Raw genomic sequence first — 15,568 nt, 5'->3', positions numbered from 1 at the left:
CAATAGCACGATGGAACCACCTGATCCCTTCCCGAACTCAGAAGTGAAACATCGTCGCGCCAATGGTAGTGTGGTTCGCCCATGTGAGAGTAGGTCATCGTCAGCTCTCTATTCCAGATAAACCCCCTTTGCTTATGCAAAGGGGGTTTTCTTTCGTGTGCGGGTTTTGGTTTATAGGGCTTTTCTAATAATTTAGTAATTGTAAGTATGCTAAAAATATGATCTTGAATATATTTCAGTTATTATGTTAGTCATAGACGTTAATTTAGTCAGTCTCGTTTTCTATCGTTTAATGTTAAGCTGTATGTGGTTCTAGAGTCTATTACAACAATTAGGAATGTTATGAAAATAAAATCAATAGAAATTGATAGTATTGGTGGAATAGAAAATATTGAAATAAAATTCAATAATCATATGAACTTTATATGTGGCCCTAACGGGATAGGTAAAACAACTTTACTAGAATGTATAGCACATTCTTTTTCAGCTAGCGATACTCATGTATTAAAAAGAAATGTTTTAAAGGATAGCGGTAGTTTTAAGTCAATTATAGAGATTGACGGCATAGATCAACAATCTCATATTATAATAGCTGATTTTGACCCTAATAGAAGTTCAAATATATCTGGGCTATATCTTCATGCTGATAAGCTTTTATCTCTCAAAGTTTCTAGAACATTTCAATATCAATCGCTTGTATCAGTTAGTAGGGATGCAGATAGGCATTCAAGTGCTTCCTTTCAAGAAGCTAAGTTTGGAGTGAATACCAATGAAGTAAAAAGTTGGTTCGTAAATAGGTATTTATATTCTGCACATAAAGATGTATTAACAGAGCAGCAAATAAATAATTTTGAATTGGCAAAAGATAGTTTTTCGCTTCTTAATGAAGAGTTTTCTTTTAGTAAAGTTTTAGCTTCATCTAATGACATAATGGTAAATACACCTAATGGTGATATTTATTATGAGTATTTGTCATCAGGATTTAAATCTTGTCTTTCAATCATATTTGGAATAATTAAGGATATAGAGTTCAGATTTAAAGATCCTGGTATCAACGCTCATGAATTTGATGGAATAATACTTATTGATGAACTAGAGCTACATCTGCACCCAGAGTGGCAAGCTAAAATTGCTAAAATATTGGTTAAAGTTTTCCCTCAAGCACAATTCGTTGCAGCAACTCATAGCCCTCATATTTTGCAAGGTGCAAATCCTAATGAAATAATTGCATTAGCTAGTGATAATGGCAAAGTTTATCGCAGAAAGTTAGACGGACAAAAATACGGATATCAGGGCTGGACAGTTGAGGAAATATTAGTAGATGTAATGGGAATGTCTGATACAAGAACAGAGAAATATTATCAAGAGATTGATAATTTTGAACAAGCCATAGATAGTGATAATTATTTAGTGGCAGAATCCGCATATATTGAGTTAGACAGCTTGCTTCATCCAAATAACAATATGAGAAAGCTTTTAAAATTAGAATTAGCGTCAGTAAAGGGTGATGTTTAATGATAAAGTTGATTAGAGAGAGTAAACCAACTTATTTATCTGATGAAAAAGTACTGGAACTTACAGAAAAATTTAAATCTACTAAATCTTCGGTATGGAATAATAATCACATAAAAATTCCTTTGCTAAGGTCTAGTTATGGTAAATGTGCCTATTGTGAATGTCCTTTAACTTCAGAAAGTAATTATATGGAAGTTGAACATTTTGAAGATAAAAATCATAATGAAGATAAAGTCGTAATATGGGAAAACCTCTTACCATCGTGTAAAAAGTGCAATGGTTCTAAAGGTACTCATAACGTAATTCAGGAGCCAATTATCAATCCATACGTGGATGAACCTAAAGATCATTTATCAATGCGCTTGTATAGATTTCGTGGGAAAACTGATAAAGGTAAGAATACAATCGAAGTGACCAATTTAAATCATCGTTCAAGATTAGTTTTAAGTCGCTTTGAGATTGGTGAAAAGATTGATGAGTTAGTTGATATAGCTTGGGAACGTTATAGTATTTTCCATGAGAAAAGAGATACGCGTAGTAAAAATAAGCTGATTAGTGTAATCGAGGGATTACTTGAAGAGTGTCAGCCTAAATCTAATTACTCAGCATCAACAGCAACAAACTTGCTCACAGATTCCAAGTTTATTGATTTAGTCTCAGTAATGAAAGCCAATGGTTTATGGGTTGATGAGTTAGAGTGTTTGATGAACACAGGTTCTATATTAGTTTTGGATTGTACTTAATAAGTTAGTTGAGCAGAAAATTGAAATTTTCTTAATTTGAATAATGGCTCTAGAATGCTTTTTATTATAGATTAAATTTAATACCCTAAAACAACTCCTCAGTTACCTCCTCAAAATCAAACCCCAATTGCTCACCTTTACGCTGTTTCATTTGTTCGATACGTTGCCTGCGTCCAGAGACTAGCCGTAGCACCTCACGGCGCTGCTCGTTAGTCATGTTCAGCCATAACTGACGCTCAGGACGACTGCGCAGGCAACCAAAGCAATAGCCTTTTTTATTGCTCGTGCACACACCAATACACGGATTGGCAATCTCGAACAGCTCAAACTGTTGATTCATGGCGACTCCATTGCTATTACCGTCATTCCTTTGACCTGCATACAATCACTATGACAATATTCTTATGTCGCAAATACTGACTAATAGTGTGCCGTTTTATTGTTATTACTTTTGTCTAGCGGGTGCTATGCTTAGCTTCACTAGCCTATATAAGATAATCATAACAAAATTAATAAGTGAGATGATACGTGAACCTGATTTATATCCATGGACTGGACAGTGATGCGAACTCTACCAAAGGTAGGTTGCTAGAGGATTATTGCCATCAGCACCATTCTGATATCAATGTTTATCGTCCTAACCTGAATAGTGCTCCTGAGCAAGTTTTTGAGCAGTTAGTTAAATTGGTAACCGAATTAAATAAAGGTGCTAAAACTGTACTGATCGGTAGCTCATTAGGTGGTTATTTTTCCACATTAATAAGCAACCATCTAGGCTGCCCAGCGTTACTGCTAAATCCCAGTACTCAGCCTCATATCACCCTACAGCGTTTTTATAATGCATCGATATCAAATCGAGATAGCAGTGATGGGTTACCTAATAACAAAGTCCTGCATACGACGGCGGGCGGCTGGAATATTACTCCCTCAGATTTACAATGGTTTGCAGAACATCAACTTTTAGCAGTAAATTATCCCGATAAAGTTGCTGTGCTACTGAAAAAAGGTGATGAGCTGTTAAATTCTGAATTGTCTAAAGCTTTTTATCAGAGTCAGGGCGCATCGGTAACGGTACAAGCGGGTGGTGATCATAGATTTACGGATTTTGGTGAGCAATTACCGATGGTCATTAGTACGCTACAGTGTTTGTTATCGACTTAAAGAGACGACATTAAATGACGTAAGCGATGGACTGTTAACGTTAACGTCGCTATTTTTCGTTATAATGGTTTAATAGAATTAAACGCACGTGAATAGTTAAGGATGCATTTGTGAGTCAATATAATGCGCAATCGTTAGAAGTTTTGGAAGGGCTTGAGCCAGTACGCCGTCGCCCAGGTATGTATACCGATACCACGCGCCCGAATCATCTGGCGCAAGAGGTCATTGATAATTCGGTTGATGAGGCGTTAGCGGGTTATGCTAAAACCATCAAAGTGCAACTGCATAGTGATGGCTCGTTGTCTGTCGAAGATGATGGACGCGGTATGCCAACAGATATTCATCCTGAATTTAACCAATCAGGGATTGAGCTGATTTTGACCCGCTTACATGCTGGTGGTAAATTTTCGACCTCCAATTATGAGGTGTCAGGTGGCTTGCATGGCGTGGGTATCTCTGTCGTCAATGCGCTGTCCACGCGCGTAGAAGTGACGGTATGGCGTGATAGCACACAGTTCGAAATGGCGTTTGAAAATGGTGAGCCAGTTACGCCTTTGACGGAAACGATCAGCTCGAATAAGCGCAAACGTGGTACTAAAGTGCACTTTTGGGCAGATGGTAGTTTCTTTGATACGCCAAAATTTAATGTAAAGCAACTCAAGCATAATTTGAAAGCCAAAGCGGTTTTGGCAGCTGGACTGACGATTGAATTCACCGATGACATTAATGATGAAAAGGTGGTTTGGCAGTTTACCGATGGGGTGGTCGAGTATTTAAACGAACAGTTAGATGGTCTTGAGACATTGCCTGAAGCGCCATTCTATTATAATTACGATGCGAAAGCGGGCGAACGAGCTGCTATTACCTTTGCCTTGTCTTGGTTGCCTGATGGTGGGACGCCAATTCAAGAAAGCTATGTGAACCTGATTCCTACAGCTCAGGGCGGTACGCACGTCAATGGACTGCGCACGGGTATTTTAGAAGCCTTGCGTGAGTTCTGCGATATCCATAATTTACTACCGCGTAGTGTGAAGCTAACCGCAGAAGATGTCTGGGATGGGGTGAACTATATCTTGTCTCTTAAGTTCTCTGAGCCGCAGTTTTCTGGACAGACCAAAGAGCGCTTATCTAGCCGTGAGGCTGCAGGAGCCGTGCAGACATTGGCAAAAGATGCCTTTAGTCTTTGGCTAAACCAACATGCCGATATGGGTGCGCAAATTGCCGAATTGGCAATTAACAAAGCAGGACGTCGTTTAAAATCGGCAAAAAAAGTCGCTCGTAAGAAAATAACTCAGGGACCTGCATTGCCTGGTAAATTGGCAGATTGCCGCGGTGATTTGCGTGATGGGGCTGAGCTGTTTTTGGTGGAAGGTGATTCTGCAGGTGGTAGTGCGAAGCAAGCACGTGATCGTCATTACCAAGCGATTCTACCCTTGCGTGGTAAGATTTTAAATACGTGGGAGGTCTCATCAGATACAGTGCTATCGAGCCAAGAAATCCATGATATTGCGATTGCCATTGGCGTTGATCCGGCATCTGACGATTTATCTGAGCTACGTTATGACAAGGTATGCATCCTAGCGGATGCCGATTCTGATGGACTGCATATTGCTACCTTGATCTGTGCGCTATTCGTGAAGCACTTTCCTGCCTTAGTCGATGCTGGTCATTTATTTGTCGCAATGCCGCCACTCTATCGCGTCGATGTGGCTAAAGAAGTGCATTATGCGTTAGATGAAACTGAGCTTCAGCATATTTTAGCCAATGTACCGAGCAATAAAAAAGCCCAAATCACACGTTTTAAAGGCTTGGGTGAGATGAGTGCAGAGCAGTTGCGTGAAACAACTATGAACCGTGATACTCGACGTCTGGTTCAGTTGGATATGGATGACATGGTTCTAACCAACAGTGTGATGGATATGCTGCTAGCCAAAAAGCGTGCTGCTGATCGTAAGATATGGCTAGAAGATAAAGGTAATCTAGCTGATATCTCATAGCTATTTTTAGGACGCTTAGCATTATTTATAATCATGATTGAGTAAGCTATAACATAACAAAAGCATGTAAAATCCAGATTAGTGATACCAGCTTAATGGTATTATATGGATATCTTCTACTACATGGTGCCGTTATGACATCAAAATTATTTAATCGCTCTAATGCTAACAGTGCTAAGCCGCCACGCTCTAAAATATTACCAAGTCTCAATAAAAAACAGCTTGGGAATTTGGTTCCTAGACGCGGCAACAAGATTGCACCAGTGATTGCGTCTGCATTGTTAAAAGCGGCAGGTTGGCGTACCGTTGGTGAGATACCAAATATTCCACAGGCGGTGGTGCTAGCGCTTCCGCATACATCAAATATCGACGGTGTATATGCGATACCCAGTTTGTTTGCGCTCGATTTGAAAATTAGTATTATGGGCAAACACACCTTATTTAAGGTGCCGGTCCTTGCACAATTGCTGCATTGGATAGGTATTGTTCCGATTGATCGCCGTAATAAAGGCTCCGTATTACAAGCGAGTATTGATAAATTTAAAACAGGTGAGCCATTATTTTTGGGGTTGTCGCCAGAAGGTACGCGTCAGTACACCAAAAATTGGAAGTCAGGCTTTTATTATTTAGCAGTGGGTGCCGGTGTGCCAATCTTGCCAGTGGCGTTGGATTACAATACCAAAGAGATACGCTTTATGCCTTTGGTCTATCCTACCGGAGATATCGAGGCCGATTTGCCAAAAATATATGCTCAATATCAAGGTGTAATTCCAAGACATCCTGAGCGTTTATCGCAGCCGCTACAGGACGTTAATAAATCAGCGGAGTAGTTTTTTAAGTAGTAACTGATTATATTTATAAAAAACCCCTGATATGGAGTATCAGGGGTTTTTTGTTTGCGCTTATTAATCTTGAGCCCTTACACATTAAGGTTTTATAAAGTTGCTTATAATTAAACTTCTTATAAAGGTAGCTGACGGTTAGAAGTGCTTACACCGCCATCGACGGGCAAATTGGTACCGGTAATCATGGCAGCATCATCGCTTGCTAAGAAAGTAATCACCGCGGCAATATCGTTTGGTGTAGCACAGCGTCCTAATGGACTATTATCTGATGATTCATCTATATTTGCTTGAAGATCTGTTATATCAGTATTTTGAATATCGGTGTTTTGAATCGCATCTGATATATCAGACTGAGTGACGCTTGGATTTACTGCATTAACGCGCACGCCGTCTGCGCTGTGTGCCGAAGCCAACGTACGGGTCAAATCAGTAATACCTGAGGTGGCAGCATCATAAGTTGCTGCACTCTGATCGCTACTACAAGCTGCAAATGAAGGAACGTTAATGATACTACCTTTACTCTGTATTAAGTAAGGCATAGCCGTCTGACAGACATACAAGGTTTCACTTAAATAGTCATCAACAGCTGGACTCTTCTGTTCAGTAGATAACCCACTATTTCTGCCTTGCGTCGTTTGTGCTGCGTTATTCACCAATATATCGATTGTTTCAAACTTATCGATGACTCTTTTTATCATCTCTTGTACTTGGCTCTCAACACCAATGTCACAAGCAATGGTTAAAAAGTTGTCGGTATGAATCCATGTACGGTCTTGTGGAAACCCTTCAGTGATTTGATTTAATGTATCGGTCGAGCGTCCGACGAGTATGACGTTAGCACCTTCATTCGCAAAACGAATGGCAGTTGCACGACCGATATGTGAGTCGGCACCTGTTACGACGACTGTTTTCTCTTTAAAGCGTTTCATGATGGGCAAGTCCTTGTTATCATCAGAGAGTTATTTGATACATAAATGGGCTAATCATATTGTAAAGTAGCATGCGTATTAATTGATTCCTCAATACGCGAGTAATACCGCTTTTATATCATCATAACAAGACACTGTGCTGAAAGCGACCATGTATAATTGCTTTTATGTAGTTTATTTTTTATCCAATAGTCTTGGAGTAGCAGTTGCATTTATCCGCTGCACACCAATTGCGCTGCTTACAATAGCGTATTTTTTTCAGATAAAAAGGTGGTGACTGTGCCCAGTGATTCGACGATGGTAATGTCTGATAGAAGCTATCTTATGCATGAAATGGCTTGTTATTTACGAGCAGATATCTTAAAGATTATCTTACCGGATATGCCAGTGGTAGAGAGCAACTATCAAGCGCAATATTCTCAGTACCAGCTACCACTGGGCGATCTTAACTTAGTAGAGTTGGTGATATATTTGCCTAATGACATGCTGCCAGCTGATATTGAGGCACTAGTTAGGACAGCTTTTAATGCTGTGAATATATGGCGCAAGACTCATATATCAAGATCTATGGACAGCCAGTTACGTAGTATTGACGTCTTGGTTTTGGATATCCAACGTCAAATTGATATTGAACATGATGTTGATAATAAATCCTGCAAAAAAAATCCTGTTCAACGTCTAGCCCATAGTTTTACGGACAGTGATTTAGTACAGGGTTCGATCGTTGATACAAGTGCATCTATTCAGCCATTACAAGCATTTGGCTGGCATGACTGGCACCTTTATTTACATAAATTACAGATACCTTGCGAGCTATGGCGATTTTTATACTATCGTTTAGGGCATTCACAGCAGGGTAATAAGGATCATATAACAAATTCCAAAAACGATATTATTACTGGATTTCTAAATGTTGCCGACTTCTTTTCACCTGCAATCACGATAGATAATGCGTTGATAAAATATGGTTTGCAAAATGAGCCTAACTCGGCATTGATAGCGATGTCGCTGGCGCATAAAACCAATAGCCCAACTAAGCAGATGTATCAACAGCATATGGCGCAAGCGGCTGCTTTATGGTCACAACTTAGCATGCAGATGTTAGAAACAGTTTATAAAAATCCTGCTGCGTTTAAGCAAAAAGAATCATCGGAGAAGTCTAGTAAGGCAGATTTTTCTCATTGGCAACAGCAGATATTGGATGAGTCATTGTTTTCGCGTCATGAGTTAATTCGCACTTTATATAATCATCCCAAGCAAGCGCAGCAGTTGCAGCAACAAGGCTATGTTGTTCACCAACATTCTTACGAATGTTTGGGGCGGCATTATGTACTAATATTTTATGGACAAGATGCAGAAGGAAAGCATGGTAAGTTGGCTATACGCCCAAATTTAGCGAAAATCGCTTTAGATGTGGCGACACGGTTACCAATGGCAGAACTACATCATGTGGTTGTATTGGGTATAGATTTTATAATAGAGGCTGAAGATGCTTTTATGGATATTGATTTATGGATTCAGCCAGTTAATCCTATGACTCAGCGCGAGCGTCAACTGACTAAAAAGGTTCAGCAGTTACAGCAAAATAATCAGAGTAATGCTAGTGAAAATACCGAAGATAATAAGAAAAAAGCTGATTCTAATCATCTATCATAAGTGCGCTTAAATATTCCAAGTGCATCTCGCCCTAATAATACTGACTAAAATGACTTATAATCAAACACAAAAAAGACAGCCTAAGCTGTCTTTTTTAAATTAATGACGATAAATTATCTTAGATTATTAGGACCATCGATATCACTATCATCAGTTGCAATATGATTGATATCGACCGTAGAAGAATTTACATCACTGGTAGAGCTTAAGTTATTAGGTGTGATGGTATTATTATCTACGTGGGTTGTGCTGCTACCAAACGTATCAGTAGCTGTACTTGGCGTATTGTCACGTACTGAAGCAGCAACCTTATCTTGAGTCGATGAGCTTGGCGTCAAAGCAGATTTTGCTTTTGCTTCGTCACGTTCTCTGTCCATTTTATCCTGCATTTTGCGTAAGAAACGTGCTGCTGCTTCTTGACCACCTAGACCAAACGATAGAGCAAATGCTACTGCAACTGCACCTAAAGTTAGACCAAATGCTAGGTTAACGATAGAGTCCGCAATACCCATCGCTTTTAGACCCATGGCAAGTACTAAGCCCATGATCAAAACGCGCACGATATTTGCTAGGAACTGTGAACCTTGTTCAGAGCGCTCAACGACACCAGCGATGATGTTGGCAAGCCAAAAACCGATAAATAGGATGATTGCGCCTAGGATGATATTGGCACCGAAAGCAATAAACATCGCAATAATGGCTGAGATAGGTTCAAAACCTAATAAGTCAGCAGCAGCGATAGAGGCAAATAACATGGCAAAAAATACGATGGCATAGCCAACTAAGTCAGAAACCTTTTTATCACCCATGGTCTGTTGAAGACCAACTTTGGCAGGTAACTGATTGATTTGCGTATTCTCAAGCAAGCCTTTGATGATGTTTGCAACCATACGTACAACATAAAAAGTCACAACCAAGATAGCAATTGCCATAAAGATATTTGGCAAGGCTTCCATGATTTTGTTTAGCATGTTGGTTGCAGGGCGAGCAATTACATCAATTTTTAGGGCATTTAAAGCAGCAATGATTGTTGGAATAATCACTACTAGAAAGGCTAAAGAACCTGCAATGTTGGGTAAGCTATTCTGTTCACTTAAACCAGCTTTGGTTGCAAGCTTCTGGACATCAAAAGTAGAAACAAGGTTGGTTACGATGCCACGTACCACTTTGGCGATGATATAACCTACTACGAATACTACAGCAGCAATCAGAATATTAGGGATAAAGCTGAAGATTTTATCAACCATATTGGTTAATGGAGCAAATAAACCGTCAAGCTCTAATTGACCGAGTACCATGGTCAATACTACTAATAGAATGAACCAATAAACCATGTCAGCAATCGTGCTGCTCATTGGTTTTACACCAGCTTTTGCACTTAAACGCTCATCCATTGAGGTTTTTGAAAGCGCAGCATTGATGGCAGTACGTGCAACCGTTGCAATAACCCAACCGATCACACCAACTGCAATAGCAGCGATAAGATTAGGGATAAAGGTGAGTACTTGGTTTACCATGTTGGCAAACGGTGCTGAAATAGAGTTTAGGTTTAACTGACTTAACGCGCCAGAAATAGCAATAACGAAAATAAACCAAAAAACAATCTTAGAGATAATGCCCTCTAAGTCATAGCTTTTACCCGTTGAAGAGTTCATACGTTGATTGAGATTGATTTTAGACAGCACGCCGCGTACCAGAGCAGCTATGCCCAAGGCGACAAGCCAACCAATGATAAAAATAAGAATAGCGCCGATGATGGAGCCGATAGGGCCACCCAGATAACCGTTGAACGATGTAAACATTGGATTCATCCTGTCCTCCTCTAATGATCATGTGTCTGCTATAAGATAAGAAAATCACTTTAATTCAAGCGTCTCATCTGAGGCAAACACACACCTATTTATTAGTATTTTTAATTAAAATTATTTGAAAATTTGATTTTAGTGCTTTATAAGAAATTTATACTTAACAATCAGTAGTCACTATTAACAAAACATACCTTTTGTTATTTCTTTCCTTAACCAATTTAGCTTAACTTATGTAATTATGAATTTAAAGATAGAAAGCTTAACGTCTTACTATATTTGTGTGATAAGTTGTTATTTTTACGGTAAATATTAACATAGACTGTACATTTGACCGATAATTTCAAGTGAGTCATAGCAGGCAAAACTAAGATTTGCTATTATAGATAAATGTGACATCTCGCCACTATTATTACAATTTGAGAGCATTTTATGAAAAAAATCACTACCCTAAGCATCAGTGCCCTTGCTAGTGCTATGTTATTAATCACAGGCTGTAGCGCAAATAATGGCAGTAAAGAAACCGCTACCAAAAGTGTTTCAGTGACTGAACAAAGCCCTGCCAAGGAAAAAGTAGGCTATAGCTTGGGCTATATGATGGCAGAAGGGAATAAAGAAGCGGTTGGGGATCTGAACCTTGATACGTTTGAAAAAGGTTTCCGTGATGGCTATGAAGGCAAAAAAGCGGCATTGACAGAAGAGCAAATGCAAGAAGTGTTAATGGCCTATCAAAAAGAACAGGAAGAGAAGTTTGTGAAAGATATGGAATCTAAAGCGGGTGCAAACAAAACTAAGGGCGCCGCATTCTTAGTAGAGAATGGCAAAAAAGCTGGCGTGAAAACCACTGCTTCAGGTCTGCAATATAAAGTAGTGACCGCAGGTACTGGCAAGTCGCCAAAAGCTACGGACGTGGTTGAAGTAAACTACGAAGGTAAATTGATTGACGGCACTGTATTCGATAGCTCATATGAGCGCGGTGAGCCAATTGAATTCCCACTAAACCAAGTAATCGCTGGCTGGACTGAAGGTCTACAGTTGATGAAAGAGGGCGGTAAATACGAGTTTTATATCCCCTCTGATATCGCTTATGGTGAAGCGGGTAACGCAGGTATCGAGCCTAATAGCACGCTAATCTTTACCGTTGAGCTATTAAAAGTAAAGTAATTAGCAGTAATTAATTAATGCTAATTTAGTATTGATACAATAGAAGCAAAAAGAAGCCCTCTTAATGTAAGAGGGCTTCTTTTTGCGTAAGAAATAGCACTTAAGCTTTCGACGTTAACAAGCCATTATTCAAAGGTTCTTTTGGAAAACTTTAGAATTGCGACCGTTATTATACTTCTCGCGGCGTACTTCAGGTAAGGCGCTTGCCTCAACTTCAGCAAACCCTTGTTCAACGAACCAATGTGCTGTACGAGTGGTCAATACAAATAACTTGTGTAGACCATGACTGCGTGCTTGTTGCTCCAAAAATGCCAGTAAATCAGCGCCGCGGCTACCACTGCGATATTCTGGATGTACCGCGACGCAGGCAACTTCTGCTGAATCTGTATTGAGTGGATAAAGCGCTGCACAACCTAAAATCATGCCGTCACGTTCGATGACGCTATAATTATCAATCTCTTGCTCCAAGCGTTCTCGTGAGCGACTGACCAAGATACCTTGCTCTTCTAACGGCGATAATAGCTCTATCAGCCCTACCACGTCATCGACATCAGCGCGGCGAATCTCTTCGTAAGGGTCGTGACTAATCAAGGTGCCAGAACCATCACGGGTAAATAGCTCTTCAAGTAGTGCGCCGTTTTTGGCATAAGAGATAATATGGGTGCGATGAACCCCTTGGCGACAGGCATTGCTGGCACAGCTTAAGAAGTAATTAATCTCACAGTTTAGATCACGGTCACGTAAGAAGCGGTCGACTTCATTTGGAATCATCTCACGTAGCAAACGATCATTGTGATTGATACCGGCTTCTTCGCCTAGGAAAATCAGCTTGTCGGCACCAAGAGCCACGGCGGCACTAAGAGCAACATCTTCAGCCAATAAGTTAAAGACTTCACCGGTTGCCGAATAGCCCATAGAGCCTAAAATTACAATATGATCGTGTAGTAGATTATTTTTGATGGCTTCAACATCGATAGAGCGTACTTCGCCCGTCATCTGGTAATCAACGCCATCGCGGATACCATAAGGACGCGCAGTGACAAAATTGCCCGACACTGCATCAATACGTGAGCCGTACATAGGTGAGTTGGCAAGCCCCATCGATAGCTGCGCTTCAATCTGCAAGCGAATAGCACCAACCGCTTGTAATATAGAAGGCATCGCGACGCGAGGTGTCACACGAATGTCTTGATGCAGTGGCGATTCAATATCAGCATCTTTGAGGTTTTTCTCGATTTGCGGTCGCGCCCCATGCACCAATACCAGCTTGATACCCAAGCTATGCAATAAAGCAAAGTCATGAATCAGTGTGCTGAAATTTGGATGATTGACCGCCTCACCACCAAACATAATCACGAACGTTTTGCCGCGATGGGTATTGATATAGGGGGCAGAATTACGGAACCAATGGACGTATTCAGGGTTAATCTGGGGCATGGCGCTAGTAGTCATAATGGGAGCAATAGTCGTTAGAATAAGAAAAAGGGCGTGACAGAGAATGCCTGTCGCTAAAGGATCGCTAAAGATTTACCATAGCAAAAAACGTCGTTATGAGCTATCTTTTATTTCAGTAGCTTTAAAGAGTCTTCACAGCAGATTAACGATATACACAACATCAACACAGGGTTAATGTACGTATAAATGCTTTTTGTTATGCTAAGCGCTATTGCTTTACCGATGGCTTACGCAGATAATTGATAAAAATAATAATGTTTAAAAATTAACATGACTGAGTATGACCATATATGATGGTAAATTGCTTATTGTCCTATATTTTTAAAACTACTAATTTTTACCAGCTCCTTTTTTACCAGCTTTGTTTTACCGATACATCAACTAGGGATAATGAATGTCATGAAGAAAAGTAACCATTTTGCGAACCCATTCAGTGCATGGACTGGACACCGTTTGTTTCATGTTGTCGCTGGTACGCTCGTTGGCGTTATGGCTGTCACGCAAGCATCAGCGATGTTGCCCACACCAGAACAAGCCGTTAATAATTCAGTAGCGGTTCAGTCAAACTTTAATCAAAACAGTCAGTCAAATGCGCAAGCAGTTAACAGTAGAATTACAGCGTCATTGATTAGTGTTGATGCCAATGGTAAAGAAATACTGGTTCCTGTGGATGCAAATACGCGTTTGCAGTCCGGTAATGTTTTAGAGTATCAAGGCTATTTTACCAATACCAATGCCGATCGTGTTCGTAAAATGACCGTGACGATGAGTATTCCTGAACAAGTAGAATTGCTGCGTGCTGTTTCTCCTGATTTTCCTTATGGTAGTGCAGATGGCAATACATTTGCCCGTATGCCGCTACGTGGAAAAGTTGACAATCAGTTGCAAGAAATTCCGTTAAAATTCTATAAAGCCGTACGCTGGGATTTGGAAGGCGTTGGTCTTAATGATACAGTCGCAGTGAAATACCGTGCACGTGTCAAATAAGTTTATGCTTTGATATCTGCTTCAACAAAAAAGCACCGCAGCAATCACTGTGGTGCTTTTTTTATCGTCAATCTTTAATATCTGTAGTTAGCAGGATTTTTATATATGCTTTTCCACTATAAATTAAAGAGTGGCATATTTACTCTTGGATTTTTCGTTAATAAGTTGCTTAATGGCATGAATTTGGGTGGTAGTGGCTTGCAAGCCAGCAGCAATCACAGCGCTGCGCTGGCTAGTATCTAGCGAGCTGATATGACCGACATTTGGCATAATCACAATATCAGCACGATCACGCTCATGACGCATTGATGCAGCGCTATGATTAATCGGAGATGCTTTCGCGTTATAGGCTGCATTGGCGATTAAACTGTTTTCAAGAAAGCCCCAAAAGCTGGTTAATGAATTGATGTTTGGTTTTTGATTGACAGTCGATGTATTAGTGTTAGCAGCAGTCACATCAACGGCGATGATAATATCAGCACCCAAATCACGGGCGCTATCCACAGGCACCAAGCTGACCACGCCACCATCAATATATTTTTTGCCGACTTTTTCAGGGATGCGCGGTGCAATAAAGATATTAGGCACACTACAGGATGCTTGTACCGCAAGCCCAACATCACCCGTGGTAAAGACGGTCTTTTTCAGCGTATTTTTTTCAGCAGCAACCGCGGCAAAGGAGATGGGAAAATCTTCTATAACCTGTTTTCGTACTTTTGCATTAATAAAGTTTTTGAGCTTAATACCTTCGATAAAACCTTGGTTAGATAAGGTAAAGTCTGTCAATTCACTATCAGTGGTGGTCAGTGCCAAGTGTTCAAGCTGCTTTGCATTATAACCACTGGCATATAAGCTACCAACTAAGCTCCCGACACTGGTGCCTACTACCAGTGTCGGTTTAATACCGTTCTCTTCTAATGCTTTAATCACGCCTACATGAGCGAAACCTTTTGCACCGCCACCACCTAATACTAAAGCTACCGTAGGTTTGTTCGGTACTGACGTATCTGCTGGCGCGACTGGCGTCAAACTATTGCAAGCACTCATCAATATAGCGAATATAGCGAAGAGGCTCAGACGAAGCGTCAATAAAAAATGATAATAAGGGTGGCAGATAGAATGAGAGGACATAAAAAACCTTATCAAAAATTATCATAGAGGAATAAATAGCGGTGTAGTAGGGTATTCATCAATAGGTTACGCAGAAATCAGCTAGACGTTGTATGGCGAAATAGCTTAGCATAAGGTATTAGTTAGCATAATAATTTAGCGGTATAGCTAGGCACGTTACAGAATATTGATCATTATCAC

General features: G+C 40.2%; 13 protein-coding genes and 1 rRNA gene. 9 read left to right on the top strand and 5 right to left on the bottom strand.

The genetic code is table 11. The features are described 5' to 3' along the window. From rrf to FQ082_RS11120, 3 genes are all read left to right on the top strand, one after another. A 5S ribosomal RNA gene (gene rrf, locus FQ082_RS11130) occupies positions 1-106 on the top strand; the annotation flags it as partial. 236 nt (positions 107-342) lie between these two features. Next, positions 343-1,515, top strand: coding sequence for an AAA family ATPase (locus tag FQ082_RS11125; RefSeq protein ID WP_149493139.1), 1,173 nt, complete (start codon positions 343-345; stop codon positions 1,513-1,515). Beyond that, positions 1,515-2,258 carry an HNH endonuclease gene (locus FQ082_RS11120; protein ID WP_149493138.1) on the top strand — a complete coding sequence of 248 codons (744 nt, stop codon included), beginning with the start codon at positions 1,515-1,517 and terminating at the stop codon, positions 2,256-2,258. The genes FQ082_RS11125 and FQ082_RS11120 overlap by 1 nt, the downstream gene beginning before the upstream one ends. 85 nt (positions 2,259-2,343) lie before the next feature. On the opposite strand, the gene FQ082_RS11115 is transcribed toward FQ082_RS11120, so the two are convergent. Further along, on the bottom strand, positions 2,344-2,598 hold the full coding sequence (locus tag FQ082_RS11115) for a DUF1289 domain-containing protein (protein WP_149493137.1): 255 nt from the start codon (positions 2,596-2,598) through the stop codon (positions 2,344-2,346). 188 nt (positions 2,599-2,786) lie between these two features. Here FQ082_RS11115 and FQ082_RS11110 point away from each other — a divergent pair, with 188 nt between their 5' ends. The 3 genes from FQ082_RS11110 (at position 2,787) to FQ082_RS11100 (ending at position 6,246) form a co-directional block, all read left to right on the top strand. After that, on the top strand, positions 2,787-3,419 hold the full coding sequence (locus FQ082_RS11110) for a YqiA/YcfP family alpha/beta fold hydrolase (RefSeq protein ID WP_149493136.1): 633 nt from the start codon (positions 2,787-2,789) through the stop codon (positions 3,417-3,419). Positions 3,420-3,529: 110 nt separating this feature from the next. After that, positions 3,530-5,416 (top strand): DNA topoisomerase IV subunit B, encoded by a 1,887-nt coding sequence (parE, locus tag FQ082_RS11105; RefSeq protein ID WP_149493135.1) that lies wholly within the window; start codon positions 3,530-3,532, stop codon positions 5,414-5,416. Positions 5,417-5,550: 134 nt separating this feature from the next. Next, the gene (locus FQ082_RS11100) at positions 5,551-6,246 is read left to right on the top strand and encodes a lysophospholipid acyltransferase family protein (protein WP_262498213.1); all 696 of its coding nucleotides are present in this window, start codon (positions 5,551-5,553) and stop codon (positions 6,244-6,246) included. A gap of 131 nt (positions 6,247-6,377) precedes the next feature. On the opposite strand, the gene FQ082_RS11095 is transcribed toward FQ082_RS11100, so the two are convergent. Continuing rightward, the gene (locus FQ082_RS11095) at positions 6,378-7,190 is read right to left on the bottom strand and encodes an SDR family NAD(P)-dependent oxidoreductase (RefSeq protein ID WP_020444503.1); all 813 of its coding nucleotides are present in this window, start codon (positions 7,188-7,190) and stop codon (positions 6,378-6,380) included. A gap of 279 nt (positions 7,191-7,469) precedes the next feature. Here FQ082_RS11095 and FQ082_RS11090 point away from each other — a divergent pair, with 279 nt between their 5' ends. Further along, complete coding sequence (locus FQ082_RS11090) at positions 7,470-8,846, top strand: hypothetical protein (RefSeq protein WP_262498212.1); 1,377 nt, start codon at positions 7,470-7,472, stop codon at positions 8,844-8,846. A 113-nt stretch (positions 8,847-8,959) separates the two neighbouring features. Here the strand turns inward: FQ082_RS11090 and FQ082_RS11085 are convergent, their stop codons facing one another. Next, on the bottom strand, positions 8,960-10,657 hold the full coding sequence (locus FQ082_RS11085; protein WP_149493133.1) for a mechanosensitive ion channel: 1,698 nt from the start codon (positions 10,655-10,657) through the stop codon (positions 8,960-8,962). Between the two features lie 426 nt (positions 10,658-11,083). Between FQ082_RS11085 and FQ082_RS11080 the strand changes: the two genes are divergently transcribed. After that, positions 11,084-11,815 carry an FKBP-type peptidyl-prolyl cis-trans isomerase gene (locus FQ082_RS11080; protein WP_149493132.1) on the top strand — a complete coding sequence of 244 codons (732 nt, stop codon included), beginning with the start codon at positions 11,084-11,086 and terminating at the stop codon, positions 11,813-11,815. A 129-nt stretch (positions 11,816-11,944) separates the two neighbouring features. Here the strand turns inward: FQ082_RS11080 and argA are convergent, their stop codons facing one another. Next, positions 11,945-13,267 carry an amino-acid N-acetyltransferase gene (gene argA / locus FQ082_RS11075; RefSeq protein WP_149493131.1) on the bottom strand — a complete coding sequence of 441 codons (1,323 nt, stop codon included), beginning with the start codon at positions 13,265-13,267 and terminating at the stop codon, positions 11,945-11,947. Positions 13,268-13,669: 402 nt separating this feature from the next. On the opposite strand from argA, the gene FQ082_RS11070 reads away from it, so the two are divergent. Further along, a complete protein-coding gene (locus tag FQ082_RS11070) occupies positions 13,670-14,257 on the top strand; it encodes a hypothetical protein (protein ID WP_011514709.1) in 588 nt (195 codons plus the stop codon). A 123-nt stretch (positions 14,258-14,380) separates the two neighbouring features. Here the strand turns inward: FQ082_RS11070 and FQ082_RS11065 are convergent, their stop codons facing one another. Then, positions 14,381-15,304, bottom strand: a complete 924-nt coding sequence (locus tag FQ082_RS11065; RefSeq protein WP_262498211.1) for a patatin-like phospholipase family protein — start codon at positions 15,302-15,304, stop codon at positions 14,381-14,383. Between the last annotated feature and the right edge of the window lie 264 nt (positions 15,305-15,568).

Origin of the sequence: Psychrobacter sp. ANT_H56B, assembly GCF_008369245.1 — a bacterium.
In the GTDB taxonomy this organism is placed as follows: domain Bacteria; phylum Pseudomonadota; class Gammaproteobacteria; order Pseudomonadales; family Moraxellaceae; genus Psychrobacter; species Psychrobacter cryohalolentis.
This window is presented reverse-complemented; position numbering and strand designations above follow the sequence as displayed.